This is a genomic window from Mixta calida (genome assembly GCF_002953215.1).
Lineage (GTDB): Bacteria > Pseudomonadota > Gammaproteobacteria > Enterobacterales > Enterobacteriaceae > Mixta > Mixta calida.
In genome coordinates this window covers 2,294,101-2,312,103 of record NZ_CP026378.1, presented here as the reverse complement: position 1 = coordinate 2,312,103, position 18,003 = coordinate 2,294,101, and the positions used below count along the sequence as shown (strand labels likewise).

Annotated in this window: 18 protein-coding genes and 2 pseudogenes; 12 read left to right on the top strand and 8 right to left on the bottom strand. The window is 57.6% G+C overall.

The window, feature by feature from the left end; translation table 11 throughout:
• The first annotated feature begins 2 nt into the window (after window positions 1-2).
• Window positions 3-700 (top strand): IS1-like element IS1A family transposase gene (locus C2E16_RS10895; RefSeq protein ID WP_233987823.1). Its coding sequence is split into 2 segments (ribosomal slippage): window positions 3-252 and window positions 252-700, totalling 699 coding nucleotides; the frame shifts between segments, so codons are not numbered across the junction.
• Between the two features lie 140 nt (window positions 701-840).
• Here the strand turns inward: C2E16_RS10895 and tpx are convergent.
• Window positions 841-1,344, bottom strand: a complete 504-nt coding sequence (gene tpx / locus C2E16_RS10890; RefSeq protein WP_084971520.1) for a thiol peroxidase — start codon at window positions 1,342-1,344, stop codon at window positions 841-843.
• A gap of 172 nt (window positions 1,345-1,516) precedes the next feature.
• On the opposite strand from tpx, the gene ycjG reads away from it, so the two are divergent.
• Complete coding sequence (gene ycjG / locus C2E16_RS10885; protein WP_084971521.1) at window positions 1,517-2,494, top strand: L-Ala-D/L-Glu epimerase; 978 nt, start codon at window positions 1,517-1,519, stop codon at window positions 2,492-2,494.
• Here the strand turns inward: ycjG and mpaA are convergent.
• Window positions 2,478-3,185 carry a murein tripeptide amidase MpaA gene (mpaA, locus tag C2E16_RS10880; RefSeq protein WP_038626002.1) on the bottom strand — a complete coding sequence of 236 codons (708 nt, stop codon included), beginning with the start codon at window positions 3,183-3,185 and terminating at the stop codon, window positions 2,478-2,480. The genes ycjG and mpaA overlap by 17 nt on opposite strands.
• A gap of 154 nt (window positions 3,186-3,339) precedes the next feature.
• On the opposite strand from mpaA, the gene C2E16_RS10875 reads away from it, so the two are divergent.
• The 3 genes from C2E16_RS10875 (at window position 3,340) to ynaL (ending at window position 6,596) form a co-directional block, all read left to right on the top strand.
• A complete protein-coding gene (locus tag C2E16_RS10875; protein WP_084971523.1) occupies window positions 3,340-4,953 on the top strand; it encodes a peptide ABC transporter substrate-binding protein in 1,614 nt (537 codons plus the stop codon).
• Between the two features lie 234 nt (window positions 4,954-5,187).
• Window positions 5,188-6,171, top strand: a complete 984-nt coding sequence (gene zntB / locus C2E16_RS10870) for a zinc transporter ZntB (protein ID WP_038626006.1) — start codon at window positions 5,188-5,190, stop codon at window positions 6,169-6,171.
• A 272-nt stretch (window positions 6,172-6,443) separates the two neighbouring features.
• Complete coding sequence (ynaL, locus tag C2E16_RS20835; RefSeq protein WP_167401667.1) at window positions 6,444-6,596, top strand: proline-rich small protein YnaL; 153 nt, start codon at window positions 6,444-6,446, stop codon at window positions 6,594-6,596.
• 39 nt (window positions 6,597-6,635) lie between these two features.
• On the opposite strand, the gene ttcA is transcribed toward ynaL, so the two are convergent.
• Window positions 6,636-7,568 (bottom strand): tRNA 2-thiocytidine(32) synthetase TtcA, encoded by a 933-nt coding sequence (gene ttcA / locus C2E16_RS10865; protein WP_038626007.1) that lies wholly within the window; start codon window positions 7,566-7,568, stop codon window positions 6,636-6,638.
• 46 nt (window positions 7,569-7,614) lie between these two features.
• Window positions 7,615-7,824, bottom strand: a pseudogene (locus tag C2E16_RS10860) (tyrosine-type recombinase/integrase); the annotation flags it as partial.
• 406 nt (window positions 7,825-8,230) lie between these two features.
• On the opposite strand from C2E16_RS10860, the gene C2E16_RS21415 reads away from it, so the two are divergent.
• The 3 genes and pseudogenes from C2E16_RS21415 (at window position 8,231) to C2E16_RS10840 (ending at window position 10,693) form a co-directional block, all read left to right on the top strand.
• Window positions 8,231-8,344 (top strand): hypothetical protein, encoded by a 114-nt coding sequence (locus tag C2E16_RS21415; protein WP_333617360.1) that lies wholly within the window; start codon window positions 8,231-8,233, stop codon window positions 8,342-8,344.
• Between the two features lie 92 nt (window positions 8,345-8,436).
• Window positions 8,437-9,133, top strand: a pseudogene (locus C2E16_RS10845) (IS1 family transposase).
• A 69-nt stretch (window positions 9,134-9,202) separates the two neighbouring features.
• Complete coding sequence (locus C2E16_RS10840; protein ID WP_038626011.1) at window positions 9,203-10,693, top strand: sensor domain-containing diguanylate cyclase; 1,491 nt, start codon at window positions 9,203-9,205, stop codon at window positions 10,691-10,693.
• A 25-nt stretch (window positions 10,694-10,718) separates the two neighbouring features.
• On the opposite strand, the gene C2E16_RS10835 is transcribed toward C2E16_RS10840, so the two are convergent.
• On the bottom strand, window positions 10,719-11,657 hold the full coding sequence (locus tag C2E16_RS10835) for an alpha/beta fold hydrolase (protein ID WP_052133893.1): 939 nt from the start codon (window positions 11,655-11,657) through the stop codon (window positions 10,719-10,721).
• A 63-nt stretch (window positions 11,658-11,720) separates the two neighbouring features.
• The gene (locus C2E16_RS10830) at window positions 11,721-12,338 is read right to left on the bottom strand and encodes a TetR/AcrR family transcriptional regulator (RefSeq protein ID WP_038629987.1); all 618 of its coding nucleotides are present in this window, start codon (window positions 12,336-12,338) and stop codon (window positions 11,721-11,723) included.
• 261 nt (window positions 12,339-12,599) lie between these two features.
• Here C2E16_RS10830 and C2E16_RS10825 point away from each other — a divergent pair, with 261 nt between their 5' ends.
• A complete protein-coding gene (locus C2E16_RS10825; protein WP_038626013.1) occupies window positions 12,600-12,872 on the top strand; it encodes a putative hemolysin in 273 nt (90 codons plus the stop codon).
• Between the two features lie 36 nt (window positions 12,873-12,908).
• On the opposite strand, the gene C2E16_RS10820 is transcribed toward C2E16_RS10825, so the two are convergent.
• Window positions 12,909-13,901: a 2-hydroxyacid dehydrogenase gene (locus tag C2E16_RS10820; protein WP_038626015.1), complete on the bottom strand. Its 993-nt coding sequence runs from the start codon at window positions 13,899-13,901 to the stop codon at window positions 12,909-12,911.
• Between the two features lie 171 nt (window positions 13,902-14,072).
• Between C2E16_RS10820 and C2E16_RS10815 the strand changes: the two genes are divergently transcribed.
• Genes C2E16_RS10815 through C2E16_RS10805 form a run of 3 tightly spaced genes read left to right on the top strand, consistent with a single transcriptional unit; the run spans window position 14,073 to window position 17,213 of the window.
• Window positions 14,073-16,706: a YdbH family protein gene (locus C2E16_RS10815; RefSeq protein WP_104951497.1), complete on the top strand. Its 2,634-nt coding sequence runs from the start codon at window positions 14,073-14,075 to the stop codon at window positions 16,704-16,706.
• A complete protein-coding gene (locus C2E16_RS10810) occupies window positions 16,696-16,881 on the top strand; it encodes a YnbE family lipoprotein (protein ID WP_038626019.1) in 186 nt (61 codons plus the stop codon). The genes C2E16_RS10815 and C2E16_RS10810 overlap by 11 nt, the downstream gene beginning before the upstream one ends.
• Window positions 16,882-16,892: 11 nt before the next feature.
• Window positions 16,893-17,213, top strand: a complete 321-nt coding sequence (locus C2E16_RS10805; protein ID WP_038626021.1) for a YdbL family probable chaperone protein — start codon at window positions 16,893-16,895, stop codon at window positions 17,211-17,213.
• 37 nt (window positions 17,214-17,250) lie between these two features.
• Here C2E16_RS10805 and C2E16_RS10800 read toward each other — a convergent pair whose 3' ends face one another.
• Complete coding sequence (locus tag C2E16_RS10800) at window positions 17,251-17,850, bottom strand: FMN-dependent NADH-azoreductase (protein WP_038626023.1); 600 nt, start codon at window positions 17,848-17,850, stop codon at window positions 17,251-17,253.
• Between the last annotated feature and the right edge of the window lie 153 nt (window positions 17,851-18,003).

Below are 18,003 nucleotides of genomic sequence, written 5' to 3'. Positions count from 1 at the left end.
CAGTGGCTTCTGTTTCTATCACCTGTCCCTCCTGTTCAGCTACTGACGGGGTGGTGCGTAACGGCAAAAGCACTGCCGGACATCAGCGCTATCTCTGCTCTCACTGCCGTAAAACATGGCAACTGCAGTTCACTTACACCGCTTCTCAACCCGGTACGCACCAGAAAATCATTGATATGGCCATGAATGGCGTTGGATGCCGGGCAACCGCCCGCATTATGGGCGTTGGCCTCAACACGATTTTACGTCACTTAAAAAACTCAGGCCGCAGTCGGTAACCTCGCGCATACAGCCGGGCAGTGACGTCATCGTCTGCGCGGAAATGGACGAACAGTGGGGCTACGTCGGGGCTAAATCGCGCCAGCGCTGGCTGTTTTACGCGTATGACAGGCTCCGGAAGACGGTTGTTGCGCACGTATTCGGTGAACGCACTATGGCGACGCTGGGTCGTCTTATGAGCCTGCTGTCACCCTTTGACGTGGTGATATGGATGACGGATGGCTGGCCGCTGTATGAATCCCGCCTGAAGGGAAAGCTGCACGTAATCAGCAAGCGATATACGCAGCGAATTGAGCGGCATAACCTGAATCTGAGGCAGCACCTGGCACGGCTGGGACGGAAGTCGCTGTCGTTCTCAAAATCGGTGGAGCTGCATGACAAAGTCATCGGGCATTATCTGAACATAAAACACTATCAATAAGTTGGAGTCATTACCGGAAGCGTAATGCGAGGCATTGATAAATAAAATGATGAAATGCAGGGGAATAAATAAATGGTAAGAAAATTATTTAATCGCTCACTTAATAAATAGCGCCTCCACGTTCAGGAGGCGCCCGTTTTTTACTTCAGCGCCGCCAGCGCCGCATCGTAGTCAGGCTCGGTGGTAATTTCATCCACCAGCTGGCTATAGATCACCGTATCATTCTCATCCAATACCACAACCGCGCGCGCCGTCAGGCCCTGTAGCGGACCATCCACGATCGCCACGCCATAGTCATCCTTGAAGTTGCTGCCGCGCAGCGTCGACAGGGTTACCACGTTAGAAAGCCCATCGGAGCCGCAGAAGCGCGACTGCGCGAACGGCAGATCGGCGGAAATACATAGCACCACGGCGTTTTTCATTTCGCCCGCCAGCTGATTGAATTTGCGTACCGATGCCGCACAAACGCCGGTATCGATGCTTGGGAAAATATTCAGCACTTTACGCTTGCCTGCGTAATCAGAAAGGGAAACATCAGAAAGGTTTTTTGCCACCAGCGTAAAAGCTTTCGCCTTTTCGCCAGCCTGCGGCAGCTGGCCTGCTACGCTAACCGGATTGCCCTGAAAATTAACAGTCTGAGACATAATCTATCCTTTTACTTTTGCTTAACAAGGTTAACAGTGTAAAGGAACGCACTAAGGTGAGACAGTAAATTATATAACAGACACAAGAGACCGAAGCCCGTGGCGACGGCAGAGTTTGCGAGGCCCGCCACGTTGCTGTTTTACCTGATTATCATTAACGAGAGAAAAAAAGATGAGAACGGTTAAAGTTTATCCTGAAGCCTGGCCGCTCAATAAGCCTTTTGTTATTGCGCGCGGCAGCCGGGAACAGGCTGGCGTGGTGGTAGTGGAGCTGGAAGAAGAGGGCGTTAAAGGGGTGGGCGAATGCACTCCTTATCCGCGCTATGGCGAAAGCGAGGCGTCGGTGCTGGCGCAGATCGCCCTGATGCTGCCACAGCTGGAGCTGGGCATGACGCGCGAAGCGTTGCAGACGGCATTGCCTGCGGGCGCGGCGCGCAATGCGATAGATTCGGCCTTGTGGGATCTCGCCTGCCGCCAGCAACGGCAAAGCCTGTGCCGACAGCTTAACGTGACGCTGCCGGATACGGTCCATATGGCGCAAACCGTGACTATCGACACCCCTGAGTCGATGGCGAGCAGCGCGTTGGCGCTGTGGGAAAACGGCGCGCGCTTGCTAAAGATTAAGCTGGACGATCATCTGATTACCGAACGGCTGATGGCGATTCGCAGCACGGTGCCGGAGGCGCGGCTGATTGTTGACGCGAATGAATCCTGGCGCAGCGAAGGGCTGGCGGCGCGCTGTCAGCTGTTGGCCGATCTTGGCGTAGAGATGCTGGAGCAGCCGCTGCCGGCAAATGATGATGAGGCGCTGGCGAACTTTATTCATCCGCTGCCGGTGTGCGCCGATGAAAGCTGCCATACCCGCGGCAATCTGGCCACGCTGCGTCAGCGTTATGACATGATCAACATTAAGCTCGATAAAGCCGGCGGCTTGACCGAGGCGCTGGCGCTGGCGGACGAGGCGGAGCAGGCCGGTCTGACGATTATGTTGGGCTGCATGCTTTGCACCTCGCGCGCCATCAGCGCCTCGCTGCCGCTGGTGCCGCGCGCGCGCTTTATCGATCTGGACGGCCCCACCTGGCTGGCGGTAGATGTGGAGCCCGGCCTGCATTTCGGTAGCGGCCGCATCGATTTCACGGCCGCCAGCTGAGTAGGCCGGTGAAGGCGCTGAGATAGCGTTCCGTCGCCTCGTCGGTAGAGATCGGCGGCAGTTCGACGGTGACGCAGGGCAGCGCCAGATCGGCGCACCAGCTGCCGAACGATCCCGGCGTGCTGTAGCCGACGCTGGCGACGCGAGTCAGTCCGGTCTGCGCCGCCAGCCATTCGCCGATCGGCGTCTGTTGCGGATCGTCGATGCAGGCCAGCGGCTCATGCAGAGAGACGACCCAGGCCGGACGCAGCTGGTGAATCAGCTGGCACAGCGCGGCGGTTTCCGGCTCGGAGGCGGCGCGCCCGCCGGTAGACAGGCGCACGTCGCGCGCTTCGGCGGCGCTGTTCCAGCGGTAGACCGTTTCTCCCGACTGCCAGTTGGCGGCGGGAAAGTTGCGGTTAAGGTCGACGCCGCGCGCGTTGGCGCGTAGTCCCAGCTGACAGCCGTCAGGATTGACCGCCAGCACCACATGATGTCGACGGTGGGCGCTGTGCAGAGTGCGCAGGGCGCAGGAGAGCGTTACCAGCGCCGCGCTCTCATCGCCATGGGTGCCCGCCAGCACCAGCCCGCTGTCGCTGTCCGCCTGCGCGGCGGGAAACCAGATTAGCGGTGCGCCCAGCACCGAGGTGCCATAGCGCGTCATTTCCACTTCCAGCGCGCCGCGCAACGGGCGCGGATATAACAGGGTCATCTTCAGCTCCTGTGAAAAGCGTCGCAGAGCGGCTCGACGGCGACGGACAATAAGCAAAACAGCTGGTTCGGGATCAATTATTTGCGCTAAAGTGCCGGTTAGCATAAGCCATCTCACGCTTTTGCCACTCCGGCAGCTTTAAGGGTAGGACAAGATGAAATCATTTCGCATTGCGCTGGGCGCCTTTTTACTGGCGACGCAGATGCCGACCATGGCGGCGCAGGTGCCGCCCGGCACAGAACTGGCGGCGCGCCAGGAGATCGTGCGCCATATCAAAGACGAGCCCGCCTCCCTTGATCCGATTAAAGCGGTTGGGCTGCCGGAAATACAGGTTATCCGCGATCTGTTTGAAGGGCTGACCAATCAGGACGCGCAGGGCAAGGTCGTGCCGGGCGTGGCGCAGAGCTGGCAAAGTTACGATAACCAGAGCTGGATTTTTACGCTGCGCCAGGATGCGCGCTGGTCTGACGGCGAGCCGGTCACCGCGCATGACTTTGTTTATGGCTGGCAGCGGCTGGTCAACAGCAAAAACGCTTCGCCGTTCGCCTGGTTCGCCGGGCTGGCGGCGATCCATAACGCCGACGCGATTACTGAGGGCAAACTGTCGCCGGAAAGTCTCGGCGTGACCGCGCTGGATAACTATCATCTGAAGGTAACGCTCGATCATCCCGTAGCGCACTTTCCCAGCCTGACGGCGCACGTCAGCCTGTTTCCCGCGCCGCGCAAGGCCATAGAAAAATGGGGCGACGCCTGGACCAAACCGGGCAACCTGATCGGCAACGGCGCCTATCAGCTGCAAAGCCGCGTAGTGAATGAGAAAATCGTTCTGACGCGCAATCGCCACTACTGGGATGACGCGCACTCGGTGTTGAACCAGGTCACCTTCGTGCCGATCAATGAAGAGTCCAGCGCCACTAAGCGCTACCGCGCTGGCGACATCGATATCACCGAATCTTTCCCGAAAAACCTCTACGGCATGCTGAAGAAAACCATCCCGGACGAGGTCTACACGCCCGATCAGTTAGGCACCTACTATTACGCGTTTAATACGCAGAAGGGGCCGACCGCCGACGCACGCGTGCGCAGAGCGCTCTCCTGGAGCATCGATCGTCGTATTATTGCAGAGAAGGTCTTGGGCACCGGCGAAAAACCGGCCTGGCACTTTACCCCTGATGTCACCGCTGGCTTCAGCCCGAAACCGTCGTTTTTACAACAGCACAGCCAGGCGGAGCTGAATTCTCAGGCGAAAGCGCTGCTGGCCGCCGCGGGTTACGGGCCGACCCGACCGCTGCGTTTGACGCTGCTCTATAACACCTCAGAGAATCACCAGAAGATCGCCATCGCCGTGGCCTCCATGTGGAAGAAAAACCTCGGCGCAGAAGTGAAGCTGCAAAATCAGGAGTGGAAAACCTACATCGACAGCCGCAACAGCGGAAATTTCGATGTGATCCGCGCCTCATGGATTGGCGATTACAACGAACCGTCCACCTTCCTGAGCCTGCTGACCTCCAGCCACAGCGGCAATATCGCCCGCTTCCATAACGCCGACTATGATGCGGTGCTGGCGCAGGCGAGCAAGGAAAGCAACGCTCAGGCGCGCAATGAGGACTACAACCGGGCGGAACAGATTATTGATTCGCAGGTGCCGATTGCGCCGATTTATCAATACACCAACGGTCGCCTGATTAAACCGTGGGTCAAAGGCTATCCGATCAACAACCCGGAAGATGTCGCCTACAGCCGCCAGCTCTATATTCTGAAGCACTGAGGTTCAGGCGTCCCTTAACGAAACGAATGCGTCCTGTCGCCGTAATGGCAGGACGCGCCTCACCGGCCTCTGCTTCGACTGCCGCTATACTTTTATGCTGGTTGCTGATAACGCTGGCGCACTCTCATTGCGCTTTTCCCCAGCGATAACGCCTGGCGCCGCGCCGGAAGATTGATTCTGCCTGGCGGCGCGCTAGACTGTATCACATTGATTATGCGGCTTAAGAGGCATGACGTGAACGTCATAGAAGGAAAAGCGCTACAGGTATCGGATGCGATTATCGCCTGCCAGCTTGATGGACAGGGCGGTCTTATCCCGATTGAAGATAAAGATGTTATCCACTGCGAGCGGCCCTGTTGGCTGCACCTTAACTATACCCACCGGCAGAGCGCCGAGTGGCTCTCCACCACGCCGCTGATCCCGGATGCGGTGCGCGATGCGCTGGCGGGCGACAGCCTGCGTCCGCGCGTCAGCCGGCTCGGCGACGGATTTATGATCACGCTGCGCAGCGTTAACCTCAACAGTGATTCCCGTCCCGATCAGCTGGTCGCCATTCGGGTGTTTATCAACGATAAGCTGATTGTCTCCACGCGCCGCCGCAAGGTATACGCCATCGATGAGGTGTTGAACGAGCTGCAAAACGGCAATGGTCCGGTCGATGGTGGCAGCTGGCTGGTAGAGGTGTGCGACGTGTTAACCGACCACGCCAGTGAATTTATCGAAGACTTGCAGGATAAGATTATTGAGTTGGAAGATGCGCTGATGGATCAGAACGTGCCGCCGCGCGGCGAGCTGGCGCTGCTGCGCAAGCAGCTGATCGTGATGCGACGCTATATGGCGCCGCAGCGGGATGTCTATGCGCGGCTGGCCAGCGAAAAGCTGGGCTGGATGGATGATGATGAACGTCGCCGCATGCAGGAAATTTCCGACCGGCTGGGGCGCAGCCTCGACGATCTCGATGCCAGCGTAGCGCGCACCGCCGTGCTGGCGGATGAGATCGCCTCGGTGATGGCGGAAGCGATGAACCGACGCACCTACACCATGTCGCTGTTGGCGATGCTTTTTCTCCCGACCACCTTTCTCACCGGCCTGTTTGGCGTCAATCTGGGCGGCATTCCTGGCGCGGAAAGCCATCAGGGATTTGCGATTTTTTGTCTGATGTTAGTCGTACTGGTGGTGGGTGTTGCCCTGTGGTTGCGTAAACGTAAGTGGTTGTAGCGACAGGACCCGGTGAGGCAAGAAAGCGAAAAAAAGCTGATCGGTGTCAATAAACGTCAGCTACAGCTGGGGCAAACTCTTTCTCGCAGGTGAATGCAACGTCAAGCGATGGGCGTTGCGCTCCATATTGTCTTACTTCCTTTTTTTGAATTACTGCATAGCACAATTGATTCGTACGACGCCGGCTTAAACGCCGGCTTTTTTTTTGCCGCTTCGCCACTTAACGGCAAACTCCTCTACGCTTAAAGAAGTGAGCCAATGAGGAGGAGAGTATGCTGACTAAGTGGACACCCCATCAAATTTCCGCTTCCGATCCTGTGCCGACCGATCCCGTGCCGATTCCAGAGCCGATTCCGCAACCCCAGCCGCAGCCCGATCCCTCGCCGGACCCGGAACCCATTATCGATCCACCGCCGCATATGTGATCGCCGCCATACCGGTCATCTCCGGTATGGCGTTAAATACTATTTAATTTCCAGAATATCGAGACGCGCGCCGGGCGCGACATCATCTTCTTCCGGCTGCCAGCCGACAGGTTGCAGCGGCAGCGTTTCGCGGTCAAAGGCGAGATCGCCGCCGTCCACCACTTCGCTGCCGTGCTGAATGCTTTTGAAATCAAACAGCGTGGTATCAGCCAGGTGAGAAGGCACCACGTTCTGCATTGCGCTGAACATAGTTTCTATCCGTCCCGGATAACGTTTATCCCAGTCGCGCAGCATATCGGCGATCACCTGACGCTGCAGATTCGGCTGCGAGCCGCACAGGTTGCAGGGGATAATCGGATACTGGCGCGCAATGGCGAAACGCTCGATATCTTTTTCGCGGCAGTAGGCCAGCGGACGGATAACGATATGCTTGCCGTCGTCGCTCATCAGCTTCGGCGGCATGCCTTTCATCTTGCCGCCGTAGAACATATTCAAAAACAACGTCTGCAAAATATCGTCGCGATGATGCCCCAGTGCGATTTTGGTGCAGCCCAGCTCGGTAGCCGTACGGTAAAGAATGCCGCGACGCAGGCGTGAACAGAGCGAGCAGGTGGTTTTGCCTTCCGGAATTTTATCTTTGACGATGCCGTAAGTGTTCTCTTCGACGATTTTATATTCCACGCCGAGCGATTCCAGATACTGCGGCAGCACATGCTCCGGGAAGCCCGGCTGCTTCTGGTCAAGATTGACCGCCACCAGCGAAAAATTCACCGGCGCGCTCTGTTGCAGGTTGCGCAGAATTTCCAGCATCGTATAGCTGTCTTTGCCACCTGACAGGCAGACCATGATGCGGTCGCCTTCTTCAATCATATTGAAATCGGCAATCGCTTCGCCCACGTTGCGGCGCAGGCGCTTCTGGAGTTTGTTCAGGTTGTACTGCTCTTTTTTGTTATTTGGTTGGTTTTCTTGCATTTTTAATGTCTCAGGAACCAGCAAGGGCAGATAAGGGGCGGGATTGCTACATCGCCAGACGGGCATTAAGCCGATCGCCGTTCATTTCTTCAATCCAGGTGGTGTCACTATGACACACCCTTTGCGCGTTCTCATGCCCCATCTGGTTAGCGATAAATGACGGATTCGCACCGGCAGATAACAGCCAGCATGCATAAGTATGGCGCGTATGGTACGGATTACGCCGCCGAATGCCAGCACGTTTTACAGCTGCATGGTCAGGGGACGTCTGTTCTGTACAACTTTTGCTCTGGTTTGTGATCCATAAACCATCACAATAACCCATGAGACATTACGAAAAATCAGGTATTGTCCATAAATGTATGTTTATAAAAAGGCTGTTGGCTTTTTACATTGTCTGTTTTTTCGTGCCTATCGGTGGGTTACATGTAATCGCGTATTGCAATGTGTATTGCAAAAGGGGGGGTATGGGGGTGAAAAAACTGTCGGATAAGGCGCTGAAAGCTTTGCACGGGAAGCCGCAGGATAGGCAAAAATCATAGCTGATGGTCGCGGGCTTTCCGTTCGCGTGAGCCAAAAGGGAGCGCTAAGTTTTGTTTTTTCTTCCGTATTGGTGGGCGTAATTGCGCCCCGATCTGGATGACGCTGGGTAAAATCCTGATATGTCATTGAAGCAAGCCAGGGAAAAGCGGGACGAATGTGGATCATGGCTTGCTGCAGGTCTTGACCCAGGAAAAGAGAACAAGCTGCATAAGGATAATATTTTTAATCCTTAAAGTATCCATCAATCAAAAATATAAAGCACCTTATTCGGGTGATGCTGCCAACTTACTGATTTAGTGTATGATGGTGTTTTTGAGGTGCTCCAGTGGCTTCTGTTTCTATCACCTGTCCCTCCTGTTCAGCTACTGACGGGGTGGTGCGTAACGGCAAAAGCACTGCCGGACATCAGCGCTATCTCTGCTCTCACTGCCGTAAAACATGGCAACTGCAGTTCACTTACACCGCTTCTCAACCCGGTACGCACCAGAAAATCATTGATATGGCCATGAATGGCGTTGGATGCCGGGCAACCGCCCGCATTATGGGCGTTGGCCTCAACACGATTTTACGTCACTTAAAAAACTCAGGCCGCAGTCGGTAACCTCGCGCATACAGCCGGGCAGTGACGTCATCGTCTGCGCGGAAATGGACGAACAGTGGGCTATGTCGGGGCTAAATCGCGCCAGCGCTGGCTGTTTTACGCGTATGACAGGCTCCGGAAGACGGTTGTTGCGCACGTATTCGGTGAACGCACTATGGCGACGCTGGGGCGTCTTATGAGCCTGCTGTCACCCTTTGACGTGGTGATATGGATGACGGATGGCTGGCCGCTGTATGAATCCCGCCTGAAGGGAAAGCTGCACGTAATCAGCAAGCGATATACGCAGCGAATTGAGCGGCATAACCTGAATCTGAGGCAGCACCTGGCACGGCTGGGACGGAAGTCGCTGTCGTTCTCAAAATCGGTGCAGCTGCATGACAAAGTCATCGGGCATTATCTGAACATAAAACACTATCAATAAGTTGGAGTCATTACCAGAAAATCGGATAGCTCAGTTTCATCACTTTTACGCACTTCTCTTGGTCGAAGCATGGCCGTTTTCTTGTTGTTTACCGGCCTGGCCGTCATTGGCATCAACAGCTGGTCGCTATGGGTTTCCTGGGAACATACGTTGACTAAAAGCGAAAATGACGCCCGCAATCTTTCGGTCTCGCTGGCGCGCCAGGCGCAGGATGCGTTTCTTCAGGTCGATATCACGCTGGCCGACGCGGTGAGACAGCTGCGGCAAAACGGGCCGGGCTATGCCTCCTCTCCGGCATTTGCTCGTCAGTTGAAGGAGCAGCATGGCAAGCTGGCGCAGCTGCATGGCCTGTTTATTTATGATAAGCAGGGCAATTGGATCGTTACATCGGGGAACTATATCCCTGCCAAAGCCAGCAATGCGGATCGGGAATATTTTATCTGGCACCGGACGCATAATGATGCCAAAGCACATATCAGCCGTGTCATCCGCAGCCGCTCCACCGGCGATCTGGTGATTCCGGTATCGGTGCGTCTGAATGACAGCAAAGGCGAATTTGCCGGCGTGGCGCTGGCGACGGTAAAGGTGGATTACTTCAGGCAGTTTTATAGCTACTACATTCTCGGCGAGCGTGATGTATTGGGGCTGATTCTGGCTGACAGTGCGGTTCTCTACGTGCGTCCGCTGCCGGATTCGGTGATCAATAAAAGCCTCTCCGCCAGTCCGCTCTTTACCACCATGCTTAAAACCTCTGCCAGCGGCAGCGCGACATGGCGTTCGGCGTTGGACGGCATCGAGCGCATCTACGGCTATGCCCGCCTGGAGCAGTATCCGTTGATTGTCACCGCAGGCTATGATCGCGATAAAATTCGCGCTGACTGGCTTGCCGCGAATCTGACTGACGTCATACTGAACCTGGTGCTGCTGGCAATGATAATCATTATGGGCTGGTTTGTTTTACGACAGGTTAGCGCCAATGTCAGAAACCAAATCGAGCTGACGCAGGTCAGGGATGAGCTGACGACAATAAACCATACGCTACAATCGCTGGCGCTGGTGGATGGCTTGACCGGGCTGGCGAATCGCAGGCAATTCGATGCGCTGCTGGAGCAGGAGTTACAGCGCTCCCGCAAAAGCGGCGAGCCGCTGTCGCTGATTATGTTGGATATCGACTTCTTTAAACGCTACAACGATACCTACGGACACGTTGCCGGCGATATGTGCCTGAAAAAAGTAGGGACAGTGCTACGCGGGCTGACCCATCGTCATAGTGATGTGGTGGCACGCTACGGCGGCGAGGAGTTTGCCATCATTCTGCCTTTTGCCGGCGTGGCTGACGTAAAGCTGTTTGCTGAGAAAGCGGTGCGTGCGGTGCGCGAAGCGGGCCTTCTCCACGAAGCGACGGAACGTCAGGAAAAGGTGGTGACGATCAGCGCAGGCTGCTGCACCCTGATCGCCAGCGGCCAGCAGGGCGAAGCGGAGCGGCTTAAGGAGCGCGCGGACAAGGCGCTCTACGACGCGAAGCGCAACGGACGCAACCGCGCGGAGATGAGCGCCTGAACGAGCGGTCAACCATGAGGCTTTATCAGTTAAAGAAGGCGCGCAATTCGTTGGCGACCGCCTGAGGCTGTTCATCAGGAATAAAATGGCCGCAGTGCGGGATCAATACGCCCGATACGTTTTCTGCAAATGGGCGCAGCGGGGCGGCCATATCGGCAATCGACCCCTGATCGGCGCTAAGCGCCAGGATCGGCATGCTGAGCGGGCCTGTCTGCAACAGTTCGCGATTCTGCGCGGCGGAAAGCGCGGCGGCGCGATAATAGCCCAGGCCTGCGCGCAATCCGCCGTTTATCATCAGCACGCGCAGATATTCATCGATATCCTCATCGGTAAAGCAGTCGGGGCGGGCCGCTTTACGCTTCAGGAACCAGTCGATATAAAGACGTTCGCGTCCGGCAATCAACGCCTCCGGTAAATCGGGGATCACATGAAAGGCGAAGTGCCAGGTTTTCCAGGCTTTGTCGGGCGAAACCGGCAGCGCGTCCGGCAAAGTTACGCCCGGAATGCCCGCATCCAGCAGCGCCAGCGCGCGCACCTCATCCCGATACAGCGCGGCGTAAGGCCATGCCACCCATGCGCCCACGTCATGCGCCGCGATAAAATAGCGGTCGATATGGAGCTGTGCTAACAGGCCGTGTACTTTTTCCGCCAGCGCACGGGTGTCATAGCCTGTTTCAGGCCGATCGGAGTCACCCTGGCCTGGCAGATCCAGCGCGATAATGCGATAACTTGTCGCCAGCATCGACATCACTTTGCGCCATGCGTACCAGCTCTGCGGAAAGCCCGCCAGCAGCACCAGCGTTTCGCCTGCGGCATCGCCGCCCATGACATAATGCATTCGCACGCCTTCCACGTTAGCGTAACGGTGCGTAAAGCCAGTAAGACGCGGATCGCTTAAAGCGGCAGGGTCGGCAACGGCATAGCGCAATGGCGTGGTATTCACGGCCTGGTTCGAATTATCCATCTGGTCACCTTATGATTGAATGCGGCATTAACAGGTTCAGACTGTTTATGTCTGTAAAAAAGGTCAGTCGAGCATCTTCAGCGCCAGGCTGACGGTATTCTCGCGTTCAGCGATATCTTCGATTTTTCCCACTACGCGGATGCCAAAGGTGATGCAAAGAATCAGCCCGGCGGCGGTTTCCGCATGAATGGCGGAGGACACGGAACCGTCACGTTGTCCTTCTTCCAGCATTGAAATCAGTCGCGCTTTGTTGCGCATCACCGCCTGACGCACCCGCTCCGACAGTTCCTCATCCAACACCTGAAGTTCTGTCGCGCTGCCGACCACCAGACAGCCGCGGCGTCCTTCAAAATCAAATGCCGAATCAAGGTAAAAGCGCAGCAGCTCGGCGACGCGCGCGCGTCCGTTGGCGCATTGCGCCAGCCGCGACTGCAGTTCGGCATGGCGTAAGGCGATGTAGCGGTCGAAAACCTGCAAAAAAAGGGTGCGCTTATCTTTAAACGCTTTATACAGGCTGCCCGCGGTGAGGTTCATTGCGGTAGTTAAGTCCGCAATCGAGGCTGCGTGAAAACCCCTCTGCCTGAAGACCAGCATGGCGTTATCCAGCGCCAGTTCAGGATCGAACGCCCTGGGGCGTCCGCGTTCTTTGCCGCTGTCGGCAGTACCCGCTAATAATGTCATGATCGCTTTTCCGAATAAGGAAACATTCGTTTCCAAAATGCCAGAGCGTTCGAAGATTGACAAGCGATCCTTTTCAGAAGGGAGATAGCGCATTGCTTTCGGCATGAAATAATTTCGGTCTATTCCGTAAGCGAAACGGGAGTATTCCTGGAGACTTTTGCACGGGAAAATTACGTAAAAAGTTGTTTCACATCTCGACGCACCGATAAACGTCGCTTATGCTGGCAAAGCCTTCACTTCACTAATCCCGGAGCCCGACAGATGAAAGCAGCCTCCTTTCTGCTTGCCGGCGCTGCGCTGCTACTTTCAGCATGCAGCAGCAGCGACAATGAACCACCACAGCAGGCTACCGCCGCTCACGTACAGCCCAGAGTCGCCATGTCATCCTTAGCGGAAAGCAACTGCGCCAGCGCAGGCGGCACGTTGGCGTTTTCACGTCAGCTTGATGGCAGCAGCATCGGCATGTGTCAGTTAGCGAATGGACGCCGCTGTAGCGAAAGCGCGCTGGAAAGCGGAAGCTGCGCACGCTTTTAAGGAGGCTGGCGCGCAGAACGCACCAGCAATAAGTGGCTAAGCGTTGACTTCGTTCGGGCAGGCTTCGCCTTTTTGCAACTGTTGCAAATTGGAGAGGGTGGTTTCAGAAATAGCGGTCAGCGCTTCGGCGGTCAGGAATGCCTGATGGCCGGTAAACAGCACGTTATGGCAGGCCGACAGACGACGGAAAACGTCATCCTGAATCACATCGTTAGACTTATCTTCAAAGAACAGATCGCGCTCATTCTCATAGACGTCCATACCGAGCGAGCCGATTTTCTGCTGTTTCAGCGCGTCAATCGCCGCCTGCGAATCGACCAGGCCGCCGCGGCTGGTATTGATGATCATCACGCCATCTTTCATCTGACTGAAGGCGGCGGCGTCCAGCAGATGATGGTTTTCCGGCGTCAGCGGACAGTGCAGCGTAATCACGTCCGACTCTTTAAACAGCGTTTTGATATCGACATACTCCGCGCCCAGGTCCAGCGCCTGCGGGTTTGGATAAGGATCGAACGCCAGCAGACGCATGCCGAACCCTTTCAGGATGCGCAGCGTGGCGATGCCGATCTTCCCGGTGCCGATAACGCCAGCGGTGCGGCCATGCATGTTAAAGCCGATCAGCCCTTCCAGCGAAAAGTTGGCGTCGCGGGTGCGCTGATAAGCGCGATGAATACGGCGGTTCAGCGTCATCATGATACCGACCGCGTGTTCCGCTACCGCCTCCGGCGAGTAGGCCGGCACGCGCACCACCTTCATTCCCAGCTCTTTCGCCGCGTCCAGATCGACGTTATTAAAACCGGCGCAGCGTAACGCGATAATTTTTACTCCCTGGGCATGAAGAATCTCCAGCACCGGGCGGCTGGCGTCATCATTAACAAAAATACAAACGGCTTCGCAGTTGACGGCGTTGATCGCCGTACGTTCAGTCAGCAGGAAATCGAAATATTCGATATCGAAACCAAAGCGCTCGTTAACATGATCGAGATATTTCTTGTCATACTGTTTGGTGCTATAGACCGCAAGTTTCATTATCGTCTCCTTATTGTCTTCTCCCTTTATTCTAGACTGGCTGTCATATGACGTAACCTTTAATCTACGTTACGTTTACACAGGGATTAACGCGTCTCGATTCTTCACCCTGCCTGACGATCGTGCCATCATAGCCGTCGGGATTTTTTACAGAACAGGACTGTTATGGCAATGCGTCGGCGCTTCTCTTTCGCTCTGGCCTTTCTGCTGGCGTTGGTTCTGCTGGTGCTGGCGCTGCTGCTGAGCGTGACGCACTGGCTGCCGCGCCTGGCAGGGATCTGGCTGCCCGCAGGCACGCGCATCGCGCTTGATGCCTCTCCGCGCTGGCGGCAGAGAGCGCTATATATTCCGGCGCTGCGCTATCTGGCGGGCGACTGCCTGTTGGCTGAGGTCGACGAACTGACGCTGCGCTATGGCCATTCACGCTGGCAGGCCGACGCGCAGCGTCTGGCGCTCGACAGCGCCTGCCTGAGTCAGCTGCCCGATAACGATGCCTCTCCCGCCGCGCCGCGCACCCTGGCGCAGTGGCAGGCGCTGCTGCCGTCCGCCGACGTAACGGTAAAGCAGCTGATCGTGAATCCTTATCAGAGCTGGGCGGGCGCGCTGCGGCTGACCCTCGACCGCACGGCGCAGCGGCTCGATTATCAGGGCGAGAACCTGCGCGTGCAGGCCGATCTGCAAGGGCAGCATCTGTCGCTGCGTCAGCTGACGCTTCAGGCGCCGGGCCTTACCCAGCCCGTTACGCTGCATGGCGCGCTGGAACTGACGGAGTTCGCCAACGGCGTGCCGGAAACCGGGCGGCTTGAAGGCGATTTTACGCTGGCGCAGGCGCCGCATCCGCTGCATGTCGCCCTTGACTGGCGTCAGCAGGCGGGCAGTCTGACCGTCACCTCGCCAGATGAAGCGACGCCGCTGGTGGATCTGCCGTGGCAGGTCAGCGCTGAACAGATTCGCATTACGGCGGGCCGTTGGCGCTGGCCGTGGGCGACGCAGCCGCTGGCGGGCGGCGTGGCGTTGACGTTTACAAACTGGCGGCAGGGGCTGGAGGCGACCGGGATCGGCGGACGCATGAATATGCTGACGCAGGGGCGCGGCGGCAAAGGCAACGTGGTGCTAACCCTGGGGCCGGGCCGTCTGTCACTGAGCGACAGCGATCTGCCGCTACGTTTGACTGGCGAAAGCAAGCTGGCCGCGCTGCAATTTTACGCCTCTTTGCCCGGCACGCTGAGCGGCTCGCTGCTGGACCCGCAGCTGCGTATCGCGCCCGGCGCGCTGCTGCGGATGCGCGGTCGGCTGCTCTCTACGCTGGAGGTGGATGAAGCGCGTTGGCCGTTGGCGGGCGTCACGATCTCATCCTCCGGCGTTAACGGACGTTTACAGGCGATCCTGCGCGCGCATGACGCCAGCCGGGGACGCTTTATGCTGCATCTTGACGGCCGCGCCCATGATTTCTGGCCCGACAGCGGGCGCTGGGACTGGCGCTACTGGGGCAACGGCTATCTGGCGCCGCTGGCGGCGAAGTGGGATGGACAGGGCACCGGCGGCTGGCAGCAGAACATTATCACGCTCGATACGCTCTCTACCGGCTTTGACAAGCTGCGCTACGGCAAAACCACCGTTGCGCAGCCGCGCCTGTATCTGACGCAGCCGCTGGTCTGGCGGCGCGGCGTCGGCGACGGCGACGGCGCCGTTGGCGGCGCCCTGACGCTGGAGGCGCGCGAAACGCGCTTCGACAACGGCGGCTATCTGCCTTCACCGGCGCTGCGGCTGACGCTTAAGGGCGGCGATCCGGCGCATTTCCTGTTTAACGGCGAGCTGCGCGCGCGCGATATCGGGCCGGTGCGCGTGAATGGCCGCTGGGACGGCGAGCGGCTGCGCGGGCAGGCCTGGTGGCCGCGCCAGTCGCTGACCGTCTTCCAGCCGCTGCTGAGTCCCGATCTGAAAATGAAGATCACCGACGGCACGCTGCGCGCGCAGGTGGCGTTTTCCGCCTCTGACCAGCAGGGTTTCGCCGCCGGCGGTCACTGGGTCGTCGAGGACGGCGCGATCTGGATGCCGGACAATAGTATCCGGGGCATCGATTTTTCCCTGCCGTTCCGGCTGCGCGACAGCCGCTGGCGGCTCGGCACGCACGGTCCGGTGTCGCTGCGCATCAAGACCATCAACAGCCAGTTTCCCATGACCAGCGTCAGCGCCGATTTGCAGGGCAGCTGGCCCTGGAGCGAACGCGAGCCGCTGACCCTCAGCGACGTCAGCATGGGTCTGCTCGGCGGCAGCCTGAGTATGCCGCAGCTGCGTTTGCCGCAGCACCAGCCCGCGATAATACGCCTGCGGGAGATCAGCCTCAGCGAGCTGATCACTGCACTGAAACCCAAGCAGATCGCGCTGTCTGGGCGCATCAACGGCGAACTGCCGCTGTGGCTGAACGATTCGCCCTGGCTGGTGAAAGAGGGCTGGATCGCCAACGACGGCGCTTTAACGCTGCGGCTGGATAAGCAGATGGCGGACGCCATCGCCAGCAATAATATCGCTGCGGGCGCGGCGCTGGACTGGCTGCGCTACATGGAAATCTCGCGCAGCTGGGCCACGATAAACCTTAACGCCATCGGCGATCTGACAATGCAGGCGCAGGTCAACGGCACCAGCCGCTTCAGCAACCGCGACCAGCATGTGAATCTGACCTACCGCCATCAGGAGAACCTGTTTCAGCTGTGGCGCAGCCTGCGCTTTGGCGATAATTTACAATCCTGGGTAGAGCAGAACGCCACTCTGCCGACAAAAAAGGACACCCATCATGAAAATTAACCGGCTGCTGCTGCTGGCCTGCTGTAGCGGGCTGGTCGGCTGCGTACCGCGCATCGAAGTCGCGGCGCCGAAAGAACCGATCACCATCAATATGAACGTGAAGATTGAACATGAGATCCATATTAAGGTGGATAAAGATGTGGAAGCGCTGTTAAACCAGAGCGATCTTTTTTGAGCGGAGGCGGGATGAAAGGCTGGGTTAAACTCTGTCTGCTGCTGGCGCTGGCTTCGCCGGCGGCCATGGCGCTGACGCTCGACGAAGCGCGCCAGCAGGGACGCGTCGGCGAAACCCTGAACGGCTATCTGGCGCCTCGTCAGCAGGATGCGGAAACGCTGGCGCTGGTGGCGCGCATCAATCAGGGACGCGAGCAACATTATCAGCAGATTGCGCAGCAGAATCATTTAAGCACGGATGAGGTGGCGCGTATCGCCGGCGAAAAACTGGTGCGCCGCGCTGCGGCGGGCGAGTATGTGCAGGGAATAAACGGACAGTGGATTAAGAAGTAAAGCAGGCTGGCCGCCGATCGGCGGCCAGCGTTGCGCATCAGGCGGTAGCCAGCTGCGCCAGCGTTTCTTTCGCTTCCGAAGTCGCTTTGGCCGCCACTTCCGGACCGTAGGCGATGCCTTCGGCAAGGACGAAGCTGACGTCGGTAATGCCGATAAAGCCCAGGAACAGCTGTACGTAAGGGGTCAGCAGATCGCTTGGGGTATCTTTATGAATGCCGCCGCGGCTGGAGATGACGATAGCGCGTTTGCCTTTCACCAGGCCTTCCGGGCCCGCTTCGGTGTAGCGGAAGGTGACGCCGGCGCGGGCGATCAGATCGAAGTAGTTCTTCAGCTGCGTCGGGATGTTGAAATTGTACATCGGCGCCGCAATAACAATCACATCGTGCGCGTTCAGTTCAGCGATCAGCGCATCAGACAGCGCCAGCGCTTCCTGCTGACGCGGGCTCAGGGCCGCATCGGAAGGACGCAGCGCGCCAACCAGTTCGCCGTCCAGCACCGGAATCGCATCTGCCGCCAGGTCGCGTACCGTCACCTGATCGCCTTTGGCTTTCGCCTGCTCGGCGTAAAAGTCGGCCAGCTGACCAGACTGAGAATAACCGGCAAGAATACTGGATTTTAAGACTAATACTTTGCTCATAATTTTTTCCTGTCTGTAAATACGGAAGTCTGTCCGCTCAATGGCTTACACTGTAGGGAGTTTATCGCGACAGTGAAAGCGCAATATTTCGAGACCGATGTTCGAAATTCTTGAACAAGCGCGGAGCAGGCCATCCCTGTCCGCACCGCCTGT

Coding starts and splice junctions, on each gene's coding strand:
- tpx (WP_084971520.1), bottom strand. CDS start 1,344: ATGTCTCAGACTGTTAATTTTCAGGGCAATCCGGTTAGCGTAGCAGGC.
- ycjG (WP_084971521.1), top strand. CDS start 1,517: ATGAGAACGGTTAAAGTTTATCCTGAAGCCTGGCCGCTCAATAAGCCT.
- C2E16_RS10875 (WP_084971523.1), top strand. CDS start 3,340: ATGAAATCATTTCGCATTGCGCTGGGCGCCTTTTTACTGGCGACGCAG.
- C2E16_RS21415 (WP_333617360.1), top strand. CDS start 8,231: ATGTCATTGAAGCAAGCCAGGGAAAAGCGGGACGAATGTGGATCATGG.
- C2E16_RS10810 (WP_038626019.1), top strand. CDS start 16,696: ATGAAAATTAACCGGCTGCTGCTGCTGGCCTGCTGTAGCGGGCTGGTC.
- C2E16_RS10830 (WP_038629987.1), bottom strand. CDS start 12,338: ATGACATTATTAGCGGGTACTGCCGACAGCGGCAAAGAACGCGGACGC.
- mpaA (WP_038626002.1), bottom strand. CDS start 3,185: ATGACCCTGTTATATCCGCGCCCGTTGCGCGGCGCGCTGGAAGTGGAA.
- ynaL (WP_167401667.1), top strand. CDS start 6,444: ATGCTGACTAAGTGGACACCCCATCAAATTTCCGCTTCCGATCCTGTG.
- C2E16_RS10805 (WP_038626021.1), top strand. CDS start 16,893: ATGAAAGGCTGGGTTAAACTCTGTCTGCTGCTGGCGCTGGCTTCGCCG.
- C2E16_RS10835 (WP_052133893.1), bottom strand. CDS start 11,657: ATGGATAATTCGAACCAGGCCGTGAATACCACGCCATTGCGCTATGCC.
- C2E16_RS10820 (WP_038626015.1), bottom strand. CDS start 13,901: ATGAAACTTGCGGTCTATAGCACCAAACAGTATGACAAGAAATATCTC.
- C2E16_RS10840 (WP_038626011.1), top strand. CDS start 9,203: ATGGCCGTTTTCTTGTTGTTTACCGGCCTGGCCGTCATTGGCATCAAC.
- C2E16_RS10825 (WP_038626013.1), top strand. CDS start 12,600: ATGAAAGCAGCCTCCTTTCTGCTTGCCGGCGCTGCGCTGCTACTTTCA.
- C2E16_RS10800 (WP_038626023.1), bottom strand. CDS start 17,850: ATGAGCAAAGTATTAGTCTTAAAATCCAGTATTCTTGCCGGTTATTCT.
- ttcA (WP_038626007.1), bottom strand. CDS start 7,568: ATGCAAGAAAACCAACCAAATAACAAAAAAGAGCAGTACAACCTGAAC.
- C2E16_RS10815 (WP_104951497.1), top strand. CDS start 14,073: ATGCGTCGGCGCTTCTCTTTCGCTCTGGCCTTTCTGCTGGCGTTGGTT.